General features: G+C 44.9%; 16 protein-coding genes. All 16 read right to left on the bottom strand.

What is annotated here, in order from left to right; all coding sequences use genetic code 11:
• Positions 1–65 precede the first annotated feature (65 nt).
• Positions 66–545 carry an Hcp family type VI secretion system effector gene (locus BIT28_RS26495; RefSeq protein WP_075767962.1) on the bottom strand — a complete coding sequence of 160 codons (480 nt, stop codon included), beginning with the start codon at positions 543–545 and terminating at the stop codon, positions 66–68.
• A gap of 257 nt (positions 546–802) precedes the next feature.
• On the bottom strand, positions 803–3,415 hold the full coding sequence (tssH, locus tag BIT28_RS26490) for a type VI secretion system ATPase TssH (RefSeq protein WP_075767961.1): 2,613 nt from the start codon (positions 3,413–3,415) through the stop codon (positions 803–805).
• Between the two features lie 35 nt (positions 3,416–3,450).
• Positions 3,451–4,437: a type VI secretion system baseplate subunit TssG gene (tssG, locus tag BIT28_RS26485; RefSeq protein WP_075767960.1), complete on the bottom strand. Its 987-nt coding sequence runs from the start codon at positions 4,435–4,437 to the stop codon at positions 3,451–3,453.
• Positions 4,434–6,263: a type VI secretion system baseplate subunit TssF gene (gene tssF, locus BIT28_RS26480; RefSeq protein WP_075767959.1), complete on the bottom strand. Its 1,830-nt coding sequence runs from the start codon at positions 6,261–6,263 to the stop codon at positions 4,434–4,436. Before tssF ends, tssG begins: the two co-directional genes overlap by 4 nt.
• Before the next feature lie 2 nt (positions 6,264–6,265).
• Complete coding sequence (tssE, locus tag BIT28_RS26475) at positions 6,266–6,739, bottom strand: type VI secretion system baseplate subunit TssE (RefSeq protein ID WP_075767958.1); 474 nt, start codon at positions 6,737–6,739, stop codon at positions 6,266–6,268.
• A 13-nt stretch (positions 6,740–6,752) separates the two neighbouring features.
• Positions 6,753–7,553, bottom strand: coding sequence for a type VI secretion system accessory protein TagJ (locus BIT28_RS26470; protein WP_075767957.1), 801 nt, complete (start codon positions 7,551–7,553; stop codon positions 6,753–6,755).
• Positions 7,550–9,085, bottom strand: coding sequence for a type VI secretion system contractile sheath large subunit (tssC, locus tag BIT28_RS26465; protein WP_075767956.1), 1,536 nt, complete (start codon positions 9,083–9,085; stop codon positions 7,550–7,552). Before tssC (BIT28_RS26465) ends, BIT28_RS26470 begins: the two co-directional genes overlap by 4 nt.
• 63 nt (positions 9,086–9,148) lie before the next feature.
• Positions 9,149–10,639 (bottom strand): type VI secretion system contractile sheath large subunit, encoded by a 1,491-nt coding sequence (gene tssC, locus BIT28_RS26460; protein WP_075767955.1) that lies wholly within the window; start codon positions 10,637–10,639, stop codon positions 9,149–9,151.
• Entirely contained in the window at positions 10,636–11,148 is a 513-nt protein-coding gene (gene tssB, locus BIT28_RS26455; RefSeq protein ID WP_075767954.1) for a type VI secretion system contractile sheath small subunit, read from the bottom strand. Before tssB ends, tssC (BIT28_RS26460) begins: the two co-directional genes overlap by 4 nt.
• A 41-nt stretch (positions 11,149–11,189) precedes the next feature.
• On the bottom strand, positions 11,190–12,299 hold the full coding sequence (tssA, locus tag BIT28_RS26450) for a type VI secretion system protein TssA (protein ID WP_075767953.1): 1,110 nt from the start codon (positions 12,297–12,299) through the stop codon (positions 11,190–11,192).
• Positions 12,300–12,342: 43 nt separating this feature from the next.
• On the bottom strand, positions 12,343–13,152 hold the full coding sequence (locus BIT28_RS26445) for a PP2C family protein-serine/threonine phosphatase (RefSeq protein ID WP_089153729.1): 810 nt from the start codon (positions 13,150–13,152) through the stop codon (positions 12,343–12,345).
• Complete coding sequence (gene tagF, locus BIT28_RS26440; RefSeq protein WP_075768155.1) at positions 13,152–13,844, bottom strand: type VI secretion system-associated protein TagF; 693 nt, start codon at positions 13,842–13,844, stop codon at positions 13,152–13,154. Before tagF ends, BIT28_RS26445 begins: the two co-directional genes overlap by 1 nt.
• Positions 13,826–17,377, bottom strand: coding sequence for a type VI secretion system membrane subunit TssM (tssM, locus tag BIT28_RS26435; protein WP_075767952.1), 3,552 nt, complete (start codon positions 17,375–17,377; stop codon positions 13,826–13,828). Before tssM ends, tagF begins: the two co-directional genes overlap by 19 nt.
• A 17-nt stretch (positions 17,378–17,394) precedes the next feature.
• A complete protein-coding gene (gene tssL / locus BIT28_RS26430) occupies positions 17,395–18,702 on the bottom strand; it encodes a type VI secretion system protein TssL, long form (RefSeq protein ID WP_075767951.1) in 1,308 nt (435 codons plus the stop codon).
• A gap of 24 nt (positions 18,703–18,726) precedes the next feature.
• A complete protein-coding gene (tssK, locus tag BIT28_RS26425) occupies positions 18,727–20,052 on the bottom strand; it encodes a type VI secretion system baseplate subunit TssK (RefSeq protein ID WP_075767950.1) in 1,326 nt (441 codons plus the stop codon).
• A 33-nt stretch (positions 20,053–20,085) separates the two neighbouring features.
• Entirely contained in the window at positions 20,086–20,550 is a 465-nt protein-coding gene (tssJ, locus tag BIT28_RS26420) for a type VI secretion system lipoprotein TssJ (RefSeq protein ID WP_075767949.1), read from the bottom strand.
• Positions 20,551–20,552 lie beyond the last annotated feature (2 nt).

Below are 20,552 nucleotides of genomic sequence, written 5' to 3'. Positions count from 1 at the left end.
CTAATCCAAACGGAGCTGTATTGTAATGCTACGGGATAGCTTCGCTACCCCGTACGCTCACTAAATTACATCTGTTGACCTTTAACACCACTATAGCCATATACAAGCGGCGCTTGGACATTGTTTTGGTCATCCGTCGGCGTTACTGTCATCATCATTTCAGTATAAGAAATAGTGATGGTTTCAACAGGTCGATCATCCTGAATCGATACACTGTAGTTAGAAATCATTGCATCAGTAAGTTCAATTTTCATGATTTCTTCCACTTTTTCACCTTGCTTGGTGATGTGGAAAACAGCAGGTTTACCTTTACCAATGGTCGCTTCTTTAAATAAGTCTGGCGAGGCTTTATCCTGAAGTTTGGTAATAGTCATATCATAAAGACGTGTTGAACTCGCTTCACGATCCTGCGCTGTACCTGTGTATGAGGTAATTTCCCGACCAACACTCCAGTCAACAGACAATAAAGTAATTAAGTCTTTATACTGCTCTGCAGTAGCTTCGCCCTTAATATCAGCATATTTAAGGTAGGTATTCGCTTGCATGCTAATCTCCTATAGCATTACTGGTTTATCCCTGTAACGGGTTCTATTTTCAACTCTATCAGAATTTATAATGATGAGTTTAATTAAAAACCAAAGAGATTACTTTTAATTGCAAATATAACAATTAAAACACACACTCTTTGGAAAACAATATAATGACGAACAAATATAATTATCACACCCAAAACAATAAGACTTAAGAAGTAATGATTTGGACTTTGATTTACGTCGCAATTAAACCTGTGGCACTCATAAATCTAATCAATTTTTACGTCATATGTATCATCGCGAATATCAACAATTATGTTATTGATACTTTCTTTTATTGATAACCTTTCTAAAGTAATCTTTGATATTAATGGTAGCAATATATTCTGAAGGTTGTTTAGGATCGCTCTTGCACCAAATCCGGGATCATAACAACGATTAATTAAATAATTAACAACATCAACAGTATACTTAAATGATGCGCTATAGTTATTGTTCAGCCTCTTGCCAATTCGCTCTAACTGTAGGTGCACTATTTTTTCGAGCACCTCGGTGCTGAGGGGTACATAAGGGACAATATTTACACGCCCCAAAAATGCAGGCTTGAATGTCTCCATCATTTCATCATATATCGCCGTCTTTAATCCTTCAGGGCCCGGTGCGGTTCCTTCATCTTCATAGAGTGCCATCGTCGTTTCTGTGCCGATATTCGAGGTCATAATAATGATTGTATTCTTGAAGTCGATATCGCGGCCTTCTCCATCTTTCAGCGTACCCTTGTCGAAGACCTGGTAAAAAATGTCCTGAACACCAGGGTGCGCTTTTTCCATCTCATCGAGCAATACCACACTGTATGGTTTACGTCTTACTGCCTCGGTAAGGATCCCTCCCTCACCAAACCCGACATAGCCAGGAGGTGAACCCACCAGCAAAGAAACTTTATGCTCCTCTTTAAATTCAGACATATTGATAATGGTCACGTTATCTTCACTACCGTATACCTGTTCTGCCAACGCAAGTGCTGACTCTGTCTTCCCTACACCACTCGGGCCGGTTAATAAAAATACGCCATCGGGTTTTCGCTCATCGCTCAGTTGTGCTCTTGCTGTTTGAACGACTTTTCCCATCAGATCCAACGCATGATCTTGGCCAATAACCCGCTCTTTCATCCTGTCATTCAACGACAAAATGGTTTTAATTTCATCACTCTGCATCCGCCCCAAAGGAATGCCGGTCCAATCCGATATCACTTCGGCAACCAGTACTTCATCAACTTGAAGAAAAACCATAGGCTCAGAGTTTTCACCAAGTACTGACTTAATCTCCTTCAACCGCGCCTTTTCCAAATCCAGCGATTCCGCCTCGGAAGCGGACACCAGCTTGGTCGACATTGCTTTTGCCTGCTGGACCAGGTTACTCTCGTCACGCCACTGATTTTCCATTTCGTTATACTGGCTTTCTACTTGGACAAGCCTATTTCTTAAACTCTCTAATCTCGCCGAGTGATCGTCTCCTGTTATTTCTTCCTTGGCCAATACCGCCATTTCGTCACTAAGCTGCTGACGCTGGCGATCTAAATCTTCAACCTTACCCGGCGTACCCACCTGACTCATTGCAACCCGGGCACAAGCTGTATCAAGTAATGCGACCGCCTTGTCCGGAAGCTGACGTCCATTAATGTAACGGTTAGACAATGTTACCGCCGCATGAAGAGCCTTATCGGTAATGGTCACATTATGATGGGCTTCCATAACGGGTAACAAGCCACGTAACATAACAACGGCTGTTGCTTCATCTGGCTCCTCTACTTTAACCACCTGAAAGCGCCTTGTAAGAGCAGCATCTTTTTCAAAATACTTCTTGTACTCAGCCCAGGTTGTCGCCGCGATAGTGCGCAACTCCCCTCGGGCCAGAGCTGGCTTGATTAAATTCGCTGCATCATTTTGTCCCGCCTGGCCTCCGCTACCAATTAACGTATGTGCTTCATCAATGAATAAAATAATAGGAGTAGGCGATTGCTTTACTTCTTTAATAATACTCTTCAAGCGATTTTCAAACTCTCCCTTGACTCCGGCACCCGCTTGAAGCAAGGCCAAGTCCAGAACTCGAATCGAGACATTTATTAATGATTCCGGCACATCACCCAATACAATACGCTGGGCCAGTCCTTCTACAACTGCCGTTTTACCCACTCCGGCTTCTCCGGTCAGGATGGGGTTGTTCTGCCTCCGCCGGGTCAAAATATCAATCATCTGCCGGATTTCACTATCACGGCCTAATATTGGGTCAATACCTCCTGCTTTTGCCTGCTCCGTCAGATCAATCGTGTATTGTGCCAGTGTCTGATGATTTACAGTCCCATTTCCCTGTGTTGAATTTACGGTGCCAGGAGTCGCAGTTTGTTCCGGTGATCCTTGTTCGGAAATAGTCGGCCATGCAAACAGCAACTCAGAAGGATCGATTCTTTCCAACTGACCGGCACCTCTTACCACCAGGGTGCCCATGGTTTCATCTTTTAGTAGTGCATAAACCAGATGGACGGACTGAATTTGATGGTCGTCGAACTCAATAGTCGCAGCCAACCAGGCTGAACGTAATAGCGCAACGAGATGAGGAGATAGACCCGGCGTATTGCTATTGCCAGTTTTAAATTGCTCCAATGCCTGGTGTAACTCATTTTTTAGTTCAGCCATTTCAATACCAAACTGATCCGCAATTAGAGATAAATCACCATTGGGCTCATCAACCATTACGGCTAACCAGTGTTGGATCTCAACACTAAAATGACTACGGCTATTACACAGAGCGGCACTCGACTCGAGCAAGGATTTGCAATTTGGTGCCAGTTTGTCTACGAGAGACTTCAACGTCATTGTCGACATACAAGGATCCCTTTCCTTTTATATAAAATATCTACCTAACCAACAGGAATGGTTAATGCTTTGTCCATTGAATCAATTCTTACCATCAGCGCCCCACCGAGCCCTAGCCCTGGACCATGACTCCCCAGGCAGGCCACCGGCAAGTTGCGATACGTTGTCGTAATCTTCCATCTGACGTGAATAGATGCGGGGACGTACTGACGAGTGACATTTTTTAACACCGACAACAAACTGCCTTCGGTCATCAATTCCATCGCTTTCGCCTGCTCACTCGGTTGAATCTCAATTTCTATGGCTGAACAAAGATCCCACACCCGCTTACCCACGATCGAACTCACTCCCAGCTGCGCATGCTGCCCCTCCGGCTCGATACGTGAAGCAAGGCGAGTTTGCTCTGTATGCTCCAGAAAGAGCCATCGCCCAACAAATTCATGAACCATGACCTTACACCCACTTAGGAACATCAAAATTTGCTGAAGGCTCTTGGTTTTTCTGATCGGCTGTGCAAACAATCCACCGAGTGATACTTCTGCATCCTGCGTAGCGCCTGATAATGCTCGAAGCACATCATCTGAAGGTGTCGAGTTACCTGACAATGAACGCTCATACTGAGCCGGAAACTGATATTTTTCCCAGGCGCGATAGTTCAATGCTATGAGACGATGATTGAACAAATCAAAAAAGTCACGGATAGCGACATCTTTGAGGCGCGATCGCTGGATGAGCAACTCGGTATAATGGCGCGGAAGAACGCCACTTGGCCCCGTAAGCCCCATACTATTGACACTGACGTCAAGTCGCAGTCGACCATCGTCAGATATGTTCTCCTTAATTTGCTCTATAGCTGAACCAGGAAAACCCAGCTGTTGTGAAACAGAAAACCGTATCTGCTCATTTCTGGGCAAGGTATCTGTTCCCAATTCATCACGAAAAGATCCCCCTTGCATAACTCGTTGCAAGGTATAAACAGACTGGTAAAAATCATCTTTATCTAACTGGTTAATTATCCTCTTTAGCTTCATAGCAACTCTTTGCCCCCAGCTCTTGCTGGCCAGCAATGAAGAATTCGTGATTGTCCGCGAATGCGAATTGCCAAACGTGTAAAACTATTTATGGCGGTAAACTGTGAGAAAAATTGACTCAGAACACAGCCGAAGAAAAACAAGTTCATGCCCGACAAATCACTACTTTCAAATTCAATTTCAATATCTGAACCATGACAGAACCCAACCCGGCCATTCTGAACGACTCTTGCATTGGCTGACGATACTTCCATTGCGGTGATCGCCTCGACAAGCGCCTTGCTCTGCGGTGATTGTTCAAAGTCATACAGTTTCAAGGTTTCTTTCAGCGTTACCAAACCAGCCTCTCCCGAAAACTGATTAAGCGTCAGGTGCTTAGCCAACTGCCAACAAGTACTTTCATGAAGCTTCGGGCGTACCGGCGACGTCGGTGCTATCAAGCAGCGAACCTCCTTCAACGAATCTGTTCGTTGAACCACACTCATTGCAGGCTGCCCGCCACCATAGGGCAATCGTACGGGAAGGTTCCTGTTACTGCACAACGCTTTCACAGTAACCAGCCAATGCTCATATTCATCGACGTTAAAATGAGCTGCGTTAGGTTCAACAACAGCCAAATAAGTATCGCACCCCGGCTCAGCATGCCCACCAGCCCAATCGGATTGCTCTCGCCGAATCGTCCAAAATAATTCATTTTCAGCCAGATAGTTGTTATTTCCGCCACCATAAAAAGACGAAACGGGCACACTGTTATTATGCTGATCAAACGCCTCAACCTTCATTAACTGAATGACCTCGCATATATCAGCATCATCATAACGAGGTATTAAGGGATATTCTTCATAGCCAGGTTTTAAAGCAACCGGTTCCAGTTCCTGCTCGAATAGATTAATAATTGGTGTACACCCTAGCAGTACGTTATCTGCCGTTAACTGCTTGGGAAGTACATCCGCTGTCTCGTCAAAATAGATGTACAAATCAATTTCGTGACTGTCACCGAACCAATCAGGGTCTAGATCAACCAGTTCAAAAAAAGCAAACTTTTCCGGAAACAAAAAATGTTCAACCAACAACCGATAGCCACTAAAGCTATGTTTCTGATAAGGCACGACTTCATGATTATCATCAAAACCTACTTGCGCAATATGCCGCGGCTGAAGATATTGTGTCGCTATCTGCTGTCCTCTGGGAGTAATCGAGATACCAACGGCAGATTTAAAAATCAGTTGATACAGTAAATAGCTCAGCTGAGCTTGCCCATTTAGGTAGAAACGTAACTTTTCAATGCCCAGAACTTTGAGTTCGATATTATCGAACTCACCACTCAGGGTTAGCTTCAGTACCGATTTCGCTTGTTTCGTAAAGTTGGGGTTGGGCGCTTTAAAAGGTGCATTTTCAAAACTGGCAAAACTCACCTCCACAGGCCATAGCTGAGTATCGTAACATGTCGAAAAATGACATGTTTTATAACCGCTTACCCGGCTTTCAACAGCACTTCCCTTGGCAAGAAGAAAACCGTTATCGGTGATGTTCTGCGTAGTCATCTTAATGATCGCCATCGACGGAATCGTCGCGTGATAATCAGGAAACAACTGCCCAATCAGAGCCTCAGTCAACTGGGGAAAACTATCATCCAGGTTTTGTCGAATCTGAGCCGTAAGCAGAGCAAAACTTTCGATTAACCTAGAGACATGCGGATCTTCTACATGTTCGTCACTCAGCTTTATTCGACCAGCCACCTTGGGATAACGTTTCGCAAACTCAGCTCCCATGTGACGAATATATGCGAGCTCTCTATTGTAGTACTTTAAAATCTCATCACTCATCGTTAAGACTCATTTATTCGAATACCCAGGCAAACCGGTTCAACCTCTGAGTCAAATGTCACCTCTTCGGGTTCGGGACTTGCGTGGAAAAAAGCATGAATTCGTAACCTTAATATTCGATCTACCGGTTGCTCATCTCCAACAACAGTCACTGTTACATCGGCAAATCTAGGCTCAAAGTTCCTGATTGTTTCTTCTATAATGCGGCATAGTTTCTGCCTTCCATCCAAACTACTTAATGGCATCGCCGAGAAATCAGGTAAGCCGTAAGCGAATAAGGAGCGATCCAACTCGCTATACCATTTGGGCCATACGTGCCAATGCACCTTGGCATTTAGAAGGTTTTCCAGATCATGACGAACGCTTTGTCGCAAGTCCCGCAACGTAAACTGGCGAGCACGCTCTTCTTGTTGCTCTGGTGCGTCGTCTAATAAACGGTCCAATAATGACGGCAATACCTGTTGATTCAGTTTCATTACGAAAGAACACTTACACCATTGCCGTTGCATGTTTTTCAAGTGAAGTCATTTGGGACATTGCCAAAGCTTCCTCTCCAAACAAAAACATTTTCAGACCCAAGCCAACACATAGCTCAGTCTCGCCAACAGCTACCCAATCTGTTTCCCTTCCAAGCTTCTGGGCCTCGTTTACACTGTCGAGATAAGTCATAGGAACAAAGGCTTCTCCTGCCAGACCACCTTCTATCTCAATATTCACTCTTCGCCAAACCAGCTCAATAAGTGAAGAAACAGGCTGCATTTCCATCCGGATAACAGCATCGACGGGGACCAAGTAATATTCACCATTGGTCCCAAACAGCTCAAGGAATCCAGCTAAACTATCATCCAGATCACGCAACCTCTCCCGTTGCTGCCCACCAACAATAACGACGATATCTTTACGTGCTTCCTCTAACTTCTCGGCACATTCAACAAGTAAAGACATATCATTTTCTTTTCTTGCCAATCGCATTTTTAACAAGGAAGCAAAAGCTTCGTCGGCCTCTTTCACCAACGAAGCTGTGGCAGCGCCTTGGGAAAAGTCAATTCGAGACTGTGCCGCCCTAACCAATTGCCTGATGTTTGTAGCACCAGCGAGACACTGAGGATGCTGTTTGATAATTACATTCAGTTGTTTGTCTGCCCTTTCCAATTGGCCATCTATACATAGCAGTTCAATAAAGCTGCTTCGCAGATCCAAATCCTGTGGCTTTTGCTGTAGTTCACCAGCCAGGAAGTCAATAGCTTTGGATAACTTTGCTTGCTGGATTAATTCATTTAACTGATTCATAACTGATTCTGCCTTGGTGATAATTCGGTTATCAAACGGATGCTCGAAACCATCTGATCGAGCTGAAAATGCGGCCGGAGGTGAATAATCGAGTAGTAATGACCGGGCTGACCTGATTTCTCTTTAACTTGTATACGGGCTTCATTTAATGGGAAACGTGAACGCACTTCATCTGATGCCTCATCTGATGCTGTCGTATAGTTAAATAACCAGTGCTGAAATTCGTGTTCAATACTTGGTGCCGTCTCGTACGAGCCAAGCTTGTCACGTGCCATTACCTTTATGTAATGGGCAAAACGTGACGCACAGAGGGTGTATTGCAACATTGATGACAATCGGGCGTTGACCTGCACACCCGGCGAGTCATAGTGTTGGGGTAAATTAACCGACGCATTACTGAAAAAAACCAAATGAGCGGTATGAGGAACCGGAGAAACAGGCATAAAGCCACTATCTGAAAGCTGTTTTTCCATCCTGTCTCCGACTTGTAAGTCTACCGATGGCTTATTACGTTTGACCCGACGTGTTGCCTGAAAATCACTGGCGGGTAAGTTAAATACAAGCCCTCGGTTATACATTCCAGGCTGCAATCCACGAATTTGACTAAACCAGCCTGATTCTGTAAACGCTTTTAACGTCACGGCTGCAAAAGCGAAAGACGCGTTTCCCCACAAGTGATCCGCATGGGCATTCCGAATAGTCTCTTTGAAGTAAAACTCTTCTTTCCGCGAACCATCTTGCTGATAGGGCTCCCGCATTAAGATATGGGGAATAGTCAGTCCCAAGAACCGCGCATCCTCAGAGTCTCTTAAACTACGCCAGCTTTGGTACTCTCTCTGAGTAAACTGAGACTGTATGTTGCTGACAGACGCCAGTTCGGCAAAATGATCGACCCCTATTAATGAAGGATCTGTGGAGGCAATAAAAGGAGCAAAGGCGGCTGCAGCTGTTTGGATAATACCTTTTAATGTATCGATATCATTAGTCGGCACTCCAGGCCTAGGTTTATGTGATACCTGATAATCGCCAACCAATAGACCAAAAGGTTCTCCACCTGGCATGTTGAACTCGTTGCTATAAACCAGACGAAACAGCTCGCTTTGATCAAACTCTATCGCTCGGTTGATATCTCTGCTCAGCTCTTTCCAACTAAGATTAATAACTTTAACTTTGCATGTTAAGTCTCTATCAAATTCAGACTGCTGATCAGTTAGATACGCTAACCCACGCCAGCTGGCTTCCAATTTTTGGAAAGCATCGTGATGCAAAATAGCATTCAGTTGTTCATTTATCCGTCTATCAATCGCTTCAATCGAACGAAGTAACACCAGGCGCATACTGTCCCGGTCAGTATACGGCCAATAGCCACTGTCTTTTTCAAGCCAAATTCGTAAAGACCAATAGTCATCAGAGTTTTCCAGGAACTGATCAATAACATCGCTTTCTGCATACCAAACAGAATCTTGCCGCCCTTTGCTATCAGCGGTAGCTGTTAATTGCTTCGACTCGATAAAGCGAAGTGCTGAATTCATGTTCAACTCCTTACCCTTGATGATGGCAAGTCGACTTGATTATCGACTTGCACAATCCAGCTATCACCCAATCTCCGGAATTTTCGCCACCAACCTTAGCGAGGTTGTTAGCTCTTCCATTTGTAGCCAAGGCCGTAACCAGGCAATCGCATTATATGCTCCAGGCTGGCCTGGAATTTCTTTCACCTGAACCTTGGCATCAGCCAGCGGATACTTGGCTCTGATTTCCTGGCCGCCTCCTTCAGAGGCATTGACATAAGACAGGATCCAGCGATTTAACCAAGCTTCAACATCATCAGCTTCCATATAGCTGCCAATCTTGTCCCTAGCCATCACCTTGAGGTAATGAGCAAAACGCGAGGTCGCCATCATATAGGGCAATCGTGAAGAAATAGCAGCATTGGCCGTTGCATCAGGGTTGTTAAATACTTCCGGCTTTTGGCATGTTTGTGCTCCAAAGAACACAGCATAATCAGTATTTTTATAATGACAGATAGGCAGAAAACCCAACTTACCGAGTTCTGCTTCACGACGATCTGTTATTCCCACTTCTGTCGGGCATTTCAGATCAGGATCGCCGTCGTCACTGATAAAAGTATGAGAAGCAAGATTATCTACCCGTCCACCGCCTTCAGCACCGCGAATGGCTGTACAGAAACCGTACTTTGAAAATGCATCTGTCAGCTTTGAACCAAGTACATATGACGAATTCATCCAACAGTAATCATCATGCCTTGCATTAGTTGCCAGTCCGGAATCAGGATCAATGGCGAATTCTTCATAACGGAATGCTTCTGTCGGTGTTGTCGCTTCACCATATGGCAGGCGAGCCAGCACCCTTGGCATTGTTAGTGTTACGAAACGAGAATCGGCACTTTCTCTGAATGAACGCCATTTAGTGTATTCCAACGACTCAAATACTTTCGCTAAATCACGCGGCTTCGTTAGCTCAGTCCACTCGTCAAAACCAAACAAAGCCGGTGAAGCAGCTGATAAAAACGGCGAGAAGCCAGCAGCAGCCACATTCGACATCAGGCTAAGGGTTTCAATATCTTCCGGGTGATTGGTAAACTCATAATCGCCAATCAACGCTCCATACGGCTCTCCGCCAGGAGTACCAAACTCGGCTTCATACACTTTCTTAAAGACTTGGCTCTGATCGAACTCGACCGCTTTACTAAGATCCTTATGCAGCTCTTTTTTACTCATGTTCAACATACGGATTTTCAGAGTCTGACTCGTTTCCGAGCTCATCACCAAGTGATTCATTCCGCGCCAGCTACCCTCAAGCTTCTGGAATTGCTCGTGGTGCATAATTTCAGCAAGCTGAATGGAAATAGCATCATCTAGGGCGGCAATTGCCTCTCTGAAGGTAACTGTCAGGTTTTTGTTCCAGGTAACCGTTCCCTTTAGCGCTTCTTCGGTTAATGTGCGCAGCAACTCTTCTGCGCGACTACTTTCAGTTTGCTTCGTTGCCGATATAGCCTGCTCCAACAAGGACGTCGTTTTTTCCTCAACGGCGGCATCAAGAACGTTAGAGGTTTGAGTATTCATTCTGCAGGCTCCTTTGTTCCTTGGTTTAATTCATCAGACAATGTCTGCAAGTCACCGGTATTGTTCAGTACCTTCTCCAGGATGTTTTCAAGATCTTCAGAACGATCGACTTTAGTCATGAGGTCTCGAAGTTTATTACGTGTTTCCATCAATTTGCGCAATGGCTCTACCTGATTAACCACGGCAGCGGGTTCGAAATCAGCCATTGATGAAAAAGCCAGCGAAACACTCATTTCAGTGTTATCGTCAGTCAGCTTATTATCGACTTTAAATTTAAGCTTAGGGTTCATCCGGTTTAATACATCATCAAAGTTTTCCCTATCAATCTGAATAAACCGACGCTCTTTTATTGGCTTTAGTGCATCAATATTTTGCCCGGCAAAATCACCCATTACACCGACAACGAAAGCGAGCTCTTTTTTTACACTCGTACCTTCAGTTTCGACATCATAAGTAATATGTACCCTAGGTTTACGTACCCGTGATAATTTCCCGTGGATACTTTCCATTCTTGACTCCCTATTAATTTTTCATTCTTTACACTTCATAATTAGCCGTATGAAGCCTCACTCTTTTTTTCTGCTATTCCTGCCAGCCGGAAATATCCTTTTCTTGCCTCGCCATCGGTGATCAGTTCTTCCAATAAGTCTGGCAGCGCCATATCACTCCAACGTACTACTTGTTCAATGGCATAAGCCATTGGGGAATGAGGTTCTGTTTTCTTAAAAAAATCGGCAATTTGCTTTAGGTTACTTATTGCCTCGTGACGAGATTTCAATTGACAATGAAGAGCAGGCGCTGATTGTTTTTCTTGCTCACCGGTATCAACAACTGACAACTCAACCTCTTCATCCTGCTGCTCATTCAACTTGTCTTCAGCCAGATAGCTCACAGCATCAAGACAAGCCTGTAAACGCTTGGATATATGGGACGTAGGTATTGGAAAACCGCATGCTCGATCCATCGTATCGACTAGTGCGTGATAGCTATCAAGCGACACCTGGATATCTGTATATAGCTGATGATAAAAAGAGGTTTCAGATGCATTAACCGCATCCTGAACGTCTTTAAGCACAACGCCGCCAGCGTTAAGACGCTGATTCTTCTTGTCCTCATCGAGGCGTTCTATTTCAAGTGCCTGTTCATATTCCCAGAGCGAATATGCCTGTTCACCGTAACACTCTGTTATGGGAATACACGATATCGGCATCAATAACGTTCCTTCACCATCGATGCCATTAAGCCCCATCAAGGGAGCTATCTTCGTTTCATCACCATCTTCATCGGGTAGCGGATACAGCTCTTGCCAAAACGCTTCAATTAATACTGTTGCAGCTCTAAATCCAGTGGATAAACCACGAAAGCCATAATTTCTTGCCAAAGCTTCAATATACCAAGCTGTAAATTCCAGATCCTTACATTCTGATACCAATAAACTTGGAACTTGCTCTAAAATATCTTTCCAAAGATGAGAGAAGTTTAATAAAGGTTCATTATCAACCAATGCATTTCTTTCTGATGAACGAGCATTATTTCGAACATCTTTCAATGAATAATATGCAGAATAAGGAGAAGTATCATCACGAGGATCTTTTCCGGCGGGCATTTCATCTGATATCGGCGTTTTCAACGCCTCAAAATCAATAAGGGCATCTTCCATGATTAACCTACGGTTATTTATTTAAGCACGTCACTATAAATATTTACTGTCTGGAATAGTTAAATAAGGGGACAGTATCATCACTTCCTATTCCGTCATGATTATCCAGACCACTGCTTGTCGCTCGAATCAATATACAGGTCACATTATCTGATGCGCCCTTCACTAACGCCGAATGCATCAAGGCCAAGCCCGAATCTGTTACCACACTGGATTGCATGCAATGCAACATATGCGTATCCGGCAATTCTTTTGTCAGGCCATCAGTACACAGCAAAAATCGATCACCCCATGCCAGTTCCCCGGATATCTGATCAATGACAACATTAGCGTCAACACCAACTGCCCGAGTTATCACATTTGCCATCGGATGGTTTTCTGCTTCTTCAGCACAAATCAATCCTTGCTCAACCATATCCATAACCTGGCTATGATCTCGTGTTTTTTGCACCAGTTGCTGCTGACGTAGCAAGTACATTCGGCTATCACCTACCCATAAGCAGTGGTATAGCCCGTCTCTGACAAACAGTAAAACAACCGTGGACCCTATTGTCTCCCCTTCGAGGTAGCGTTGCGAATACTCAAAGATTCGACTGTTTGCCTCTTCCAGCGCTTTTCTCAGGTTATCAATTCCAAGAGATGCCTGAGGCAGTGCTTTGACATGCTGCTGAACTGTATCAACCAACATCTTGCTGGCAACATCACCGGCCTTATGACCTCCCATGCCATCAGCGACAAGCCATACACCTTCCAGAGTACAGTCCAGATATGCATCTTCGTTATACGGCCGTACCTTGCCTGCATGAGTCTGTGCAAACGAGACGAAGCGCCAGTGAGTATCTTTGGATTTCATTACCATCCCCATTTCTCCCAGTTACCATCTAACATGGCTGAAAACTGGCTGACTAACGGCATTCCCTTTGTCACCAGCGTGCATTCTGCTATTTGCTCTGAGCCCGACGTCCACCATATGCAATATCGCTCAAACCTTTGCCTTAACTCCCGGTGCAGCACAAATTCCGAGTGGTATTCCAAGCCATCCTGTAACACCATATAGTCACTGTTATCTGTCTCAATCTGAGTAATTTGCTGATATAGACTTGCTTGCTGAAACATCGCGGCTGAATCTAATTCTGAAATCCACACATCAAGTTCAGTAGGCTCGTCCAATAACTTCAATACGTGCTCTTCAGTCATCAGGCTCCACTCTTTACCAAGCCAGCAACGTACTGCTGGGCAATCAACCGCCGATGCCAAAGTAAAATAAAAGTGGCGTCCCACCTGATCAATACTTGGCATTAGCGTTCCAGCCACACAACTATCTCCACAAACCCCTGGCGATAATACGAAGTGCCATATAGGGCTCGTTAAATAGTAATCAAGCCATTGCTCTCCCAATTGCTCGCGACTGACAGCCAGTGTTGCCTGAAGCCAGTCATTCCACGGTTTTACAAATTCAGGAGAGAGGTGAGCCTGGATAAAGTCCCCCCGGTCAGGGATCTTTCCAAAATATCCAAAAGCCGGCTCTATAATGTTGTCGGACAAGAGAACCTCTCTATATCTTTAGACCAAAATGGATGCGCCACACTATTGGGTAATAATTGAAGCTCCGCTCGGCTTCCTTTGACTTCAATTTTCACAAGATGATCTTTTCGCGTTTTGCTTCTGTGTCTTGCAGCCTCATCCAGCATCCTGAAGAGCCCCCAACTTCCCGCATAGCTCTTGGTAATCGAGTAGCCAGACTGGGGTGGTGTAAATACCAATCGTACCTTTGATGATTCCCCTCTCCAGGGCCAAGTAAACGGCACCACTCGCGTTGGCCCGTGACGATACATCATCGACTGTCCACCAAGCTCAAATTTAAAGTTGCTGATATGCTGGTCTAAATAAACTGATTTAATACCGAACTCGACCTTAGGCACCTGACTTCCAGGCTCAAAAAAGACATTCCTAATCCGCCTTGCTCGCTCAAAGGCATTCAATGACGCTTTGCTGACACCAATATTTTTAGTAAACCGCCAACTGTGTTTTGACGTATCAACATAAGGCTCAAGATGAGCGGTAAAGAAACGGTCCATCGTACCGCCGTACCCAAAAAATTGGCCAAAATCTTTCAGTCTAACGTCTTTTCGCGCCCGGCTGCTAAACGGATATTTGCCCTCAATCGCCGCAGTGTATTCGCGTAAAACAGTATCTTTCCAAATGGTATTCAGGTGAGTTCTCGAACCCTGCTTTGCCAGCTTCATGGTTTGGATCTCGAGCTGATTAACCCATTGTTCGAATGGTTGTGGCAGAAAATCTTGAATTTGGTTTAGCGCACTATTCAACCCACCCTGTGCATTGCCACTCAACACGCTTTTATAGACCGCACCGCCTCTATTTCCTGTTGCTTTTAACTCGGCCAAAACATTATGCAGCATCACCAAGGAGTCATTTAAAGCGCTGAGTTCACTTTCACTGATAGCCAACAATGATGTGAACTTGTCCTCAATTACCTTGCCCGGCAAGTCAATGTTAACCTCCGGCATTTCGTTGGGTAAGTAACGAGAAATTCTTGATTTCTTATGTTCAAGTGCCACGCTGGCTGCATTAGCGGTAACTTCACCGACAGCTTTGGCATTGTCGCTAACAGGTATTGCCGTTAAACGCAGTTGCTTCTGCACACCAATGATCAGGCTTTCTAACGGCTGCTCCGAACCCGCTAAAATTGCCGCCTGAGCAAGGCCGTCTCTGGCATTGCGGTAAGGTTTGAGCTTCAAATCACCAAGTAACTGGGTCCAATGGTAGACATAGTCCCGATAATATTTATCGTTAACAGACTGGGTCACCTGTTTCTGTGCCGATTCGCCGAGTAATAGCTCATCGCCATATACCCAGCTGTCCTCCATAAGGTTATTGACTATTCTTTTATTCTCCAGTTGAAAAATACGATGGAAGCCACTGTACGTATATAAACCAGGAATACCTTCAGACAATGCCTTACCGCTTTGTCGTTCAAAAATACTGTGACTATCGGCCCCCAGTACATCGGTTAATCTAAACTCAGGTATGTGACTATCAAGATACTCAATCTTCAGCCGCTGATAGGCTCTTTCTGACAACGGCATCTGAGTTAAGACACTTCTTGCCGTCTGTATTGCACTAGCATCGGTACCGAGACGGGTAATACCCATTTTAAACAGGTTTCGGGTATGCTCCATTAACGATTGACGAAGCGAAATATTGACCTCTCCAGGAAAGCTTCGGTCAAAATATACAGAGAACCAACTGGTAACTTGTGTTTCTTCGTAATGTTCTGCGTCAAACAACATCAAATATGTTTTCAGTGTTTCGTAGAGGTAATCTAAATAGCTAACATTTTCTGCCATCTCTATTATTAGAGACTCAGCCAGATAGGGTGCAAAGTACCCTTGCAATGCACGCTCATAGGCAGCTTTTGCCGGCTGTCCAATCTTCTCACCCTGATACAGTCCACTACGGTGAACTTCTTCAGTGCCAAGCATTATTTCACTATAACCGGCAGGAATATCTTTAAGCTTATCCAAAGCATGTGTCAGCGTTACCACATCAGTCTCTTCACTCAACCCAGGAGAAACGAACTGCTGATATTCATCAACGGCAGCTGTAGCTTGAGTGATCAAAAATTGATTCCATCGGTAACTGTTAAACCAAACTGCACTGGCTGCCGACATCATGATTAAACAACACGCCAACACACTGCGCCTTAACCACCGATTCTGCTTTTGATGGCTTCGGTTATTGGTACCCAGATACTGCTCCGGAAAGATCACTTCCTCAAACAGCCGTTTAATAAAGTAGCCCTTTGTGTCTGAGCCAGGCTGCTTCAACGGTACCTGGCTTAACCCCATTCCACCGGAGTTTTCTGCCATAACCCGATCAATCGGGAGACCTTCCTGGGTTGCACTGGCAATAAAGACCCCACGTAGCATTGGCGCTTCTTCAAAACTATTGGGGGTGAATACCTCTTTGAGGAAGTCATCAGCCGCTGCCTGTAGAGAACGAAGCTGTTTGGGAAATTCATACACCAACGTACGTTGTTCAATCCCACGCACATTTTGCATTCGGTTGTTCATCCGTACTACCAGGCACCGGAGCATATGGTGAAACTCACGGTTGAACAGTGCGACGACACCGCGATCAGGATCCTCAGCCTTAACCGGAAATGTCATCCCCCATACTTGTTCTCGTTGCTCCTGGTTTAAATCCGCAAAGTATTCACTAAAACCGGCGACTAAATCAGCCTTAGTTAAAATGACGTAGACCGGAAAGTGCATACCAAGCTGGTTTTGTAACTCCTGAATTCTGTGTTTTATGGCACGAGCATGAAGATTTCGCTCTGTTTTGGTTTGCATCAGCAAGCTCGCTAGGCTGACTGTTACTATCGCTCCGTTTATTGGGCGACGGGTCCTGTATTTTTTGAGAAGGCCAAGAAAACCAAGCCAAGCTTTTGAATCCTGTTCGCTGTTACTATCCTGAGTTGTATAGCGACCGGCTGTATCTATCAATACGGCTTTATTGGTAAACCACCAATCACAATGTCGTGTTCCGCCAATACCGGCCAGCGGATCGTTGCCTAGTTGATCCTTTAGAGGAAACTCCAGACCAGAGTTATTTAGTGCTGTCGTTTTACCCGTTCCCGGAGGGCCAATAAGGATATACCAGGGCAGCTGATAGACACTTTTACCTCGAACAAGTGACGAACTATTTAGCACTTCAAGCGCCTGAACAATACGAGAGCGTAGAGTGTCTATCTCCTTCTTCGATGCAAGATCAGTGTTGCTCTCCTCTTCGCCGTCTAGCAAGGTTTTCACGGCATGCTCATTGTTCTTTTGACTCTTTTTCTGAGAGCGGATGTTTATAGCGCCCCACAACAAGGCAAGCACCAACAATACAACCAATCTTGAAACTGGGCCTGATAGAGGTTCAGCACCTGCAATGGCAATCAGGGGGCCACCAAACCAAATTAATAAAGAGAGGGCTAATAATCCCAATAAGGAAACCGCCCATTTAGAGCAGAACACATCCTTTACTCGTCTCAATAATCCATTTTTGAACATCAATTTAGTCCAACCCTTTATTGTAAATGCAGTAAATCAATTTCAACACGCCGATTGCTTGCTCTGTTTTCGGGGCTATCGTTCGTCTTTCTCGGGCTAGAGTCTCCTAAGCCTTCAGGCCATAAGCGACCATGTAAGTCAGTCCCCAATGCCATTGAGTTGGCGACTGCTGTTGCCCTTGCCAGTGACAAGTGCCAATTTGAAGGGTATCGGGATGTAAAAATAGGTTGATCATCTGTATGCCCGGTAATCAATATACGCCCGTGAGTTGACTCCAACGCTCTGGCCACTTTGGAAAGTAACGGGATCAGGGCCTCCTGAACTTCGGCACTACCGGATAAAAACAGCTCGTTAGAGTTCAGGATAATTCGGACACGGTCGGGTAGCTCAACAAGCTCCAATGCGCCCCTTTCTACTTCGCTTTGTAATAACTGTTGCAAATACAGAGAATCGGGCGCAGTCTTCGTTGGTGATACTGATTCTTTAGGTTCCCATCTGGCCAAATTGTTAATGGCTGCAAATGCGAGATCAGATTTAGCATTGATGGAATAACTAAACGCCATATATATTGCCAGGGTGATAGCACCTAACACGGATACCCATACCCAAAGAGGACAGTCTGTTTTAGGCTTTGTGGTCTGAAGCACAGACTCGCTCCAGCTAGGACAAAGCGGTACTTCATCATCCCCCTTCTCGCTGGAAATCACTTGATAAAGTCTGTCTCGATAGATTTCGAGCCTTTCCATTCCACGTTCTTCGACTCGCATTTTGCCGACAAAGCCTAGTGAAAGGCATAAGTACTGAAATTCAAGCAGCTGCAAATTAGCTGTCGGTTCATTCAACGCATTATCAAGAAGGGTATAAAAATACTCCCCACCAAACGTTTCGGCGTGAAATGTGGACAGCAAACTCTCTGTGGACCAATTTGAATGCCCACCCCAAACAGTATTTAGCACCGTCTCATCAATGAACGAACAAATACAATAACGTGCTGCATCAGCTATCTCGCTGGCAATCGACAATCGACGTAAACGGTTTTCATAGTCTTGTACCAAGCCATTACAACACTGTTGAAAAAAGGCAACATCAGTATGATCGGCTGTAGCTCGTATCTGACCAACAAGTGAAAATAGCGAGCTAGCCTCTTCAATCAACGGGTTTCTTCCGAGCGGCATCAATCCGCTAAACTGATTCCCGGACTTTATTTTGGTTAATACAACAGTTTGCTCAGCAGTATGCAGCTGCTCTTTCTTTTTTTCGTTCTTGGTGCCAGCTGTCTTGCCGCGAACACCAGGACGAGGCTTTATAAAAGTTGCTTCTGACATTAACGAGTCCCTTGCCTGCCCATATTAGTTAATTGCCCAAAGCTGCATATCCAGTTCCGGGTATTTGCCAGAAAGGTGTAAAGCTATTCCGCCACTGGCACTCAACCGGTGCCAATAATCGTTACTTTTATCTAACTGAAAATAGTGATAACCCGAGTGATAGGGGATCTGCCTTGGCGCTACAGGCAAAGCAGTCGTAGCGATTCCAGGCAACTGGTTATTAACAAGATCCCGTATGTGCTCTACAGGTCCAATCTTAACCTGAGCAGGAAAACGTCGACGTAGCTCCTCGTTTGGAATATCAGCCTTAACTGCTAAAACGAATATAGCCCTTTCTAGCAACCCTTTATCAGAGACAGCTGCAACGCGAATCCCGAACTTTGTCGCTTCTATCGGTAACTGCAGCGCCGTTTGTTCAAGCACTACACTCATATACTGATTTAATACAATCATCAGGTTACCCATTACCCTGGTAAGATCATCGTGCAAATACACTGGCAGCTCGGGGGGACGCTTTGTCTCCCCTGAAAAGGTTGCCATTTCGCCAGCCATTGCAAGCAAGTATCGGCAAAGAGTTTCCGGGTGCAAACCATCAGTAACTTCAAAGTGACTTAGCAGCGGCTCGTATCGATTGAGCACCTGAAGTAATAAAAAATCTGCTATTGAACTGGCAGTCCCTTGTCCCTGGCTTAATCGACTGGCAACACTGTCAGCCCGAAGCTTAATCATTCCACTCAGTTCAGATAAATAGCGCTTAATGACTTTATTACGCTGTGCACTCAGGCAGGGAGGAATATATTTCTCATCAAGGACTACCCTACCTTCATCAGTGACTTCTATCACCCGGGCAACAGGTAAGGTGAGGTAACCCGACAGGCTATCTCCAGACAACTTAAGTTCAAGGGACAATTTTGCTAGCTGTAATACATCCACAGCATCACTACCGACGGCATAATCGGCAACTTCACGATCTTCGAAATGGTATCGTGTCACCTGGGTGCTATCAGCAGCAGCGATATTCACCCTACCTACCTGCTCAGTGGGAATCGCCAGAAAAACTATTTTCTCTCTAACGCTTTTATCAAGCTTAAGGACAACAGGTAAAGGGTCACGTTTAGGGCAATTTACGACACTACCATCCTGAAAGCGCGCAGAAATAGCTTCAATCCCGAGTTTGCCATGATTAAGCAATGCTTCGTCGATAATGTAGTCGAATACTCCCCATGGATAACTCGAGTCCTGATTGACCTGTTCACTTAACTCATTCAACAAAAATCTTTCCTGCTGTTGAAAATGTTGAGGACGTAAAAACATCCCTTCAGTCCACGCAACTCGGCTATATTCGCTCATGATGCTATTCCTTAAACACTCACTTCTATATGGCTAGTTTGCAAATACCGCCAAACCACCGACATTGACTTTGACAGTTCGGTAGTCACTCTTATCAATTTCAATTAGCTCTCGCCAGCGGGCATTTTCAATATCACGATAGGCGACTAAGATCCCCGCGTAACGAACGCCTGGGGCCAACGTCAACTCATGTTCGTATTTTGAATTAGGCGCAAGTTCAAATTCTGAACTTATAATTAAGTCAGGACCAAGATAACCTTCCGGTTCATCATATAAAGAGAAGAAATCTTGAGTTTCAAATATGGTCTTGGATGAAATCTCAAAGACTTTTACCACTACTGGTGAAGCCCGGCCATTTAAATCTGGGTTGACATCATGGGACACCTCAAACTCTAATGTGGTGTAGGCAGGAACAACATAATTAGCAACCGTACAGGCATTAATTAACAGCGAACACATTACAGCAAACACAGCCTTAAGATAACCAGCTCTAAACATTC

This window comes from Photobacterium proteolyticum, from assembly GCF_001939735.1.
GTDB lineage: Bacteria > Pseudomonadota > Gammaproteobacteria > Enterobacterales > Vibrionaceae > Photobacterium > Photobacterium proteolyticum.
Note: the sequence above shows the minus strand (reverse complement) of the source record. Positions and strands in the feature narration are given on the sequence as shown.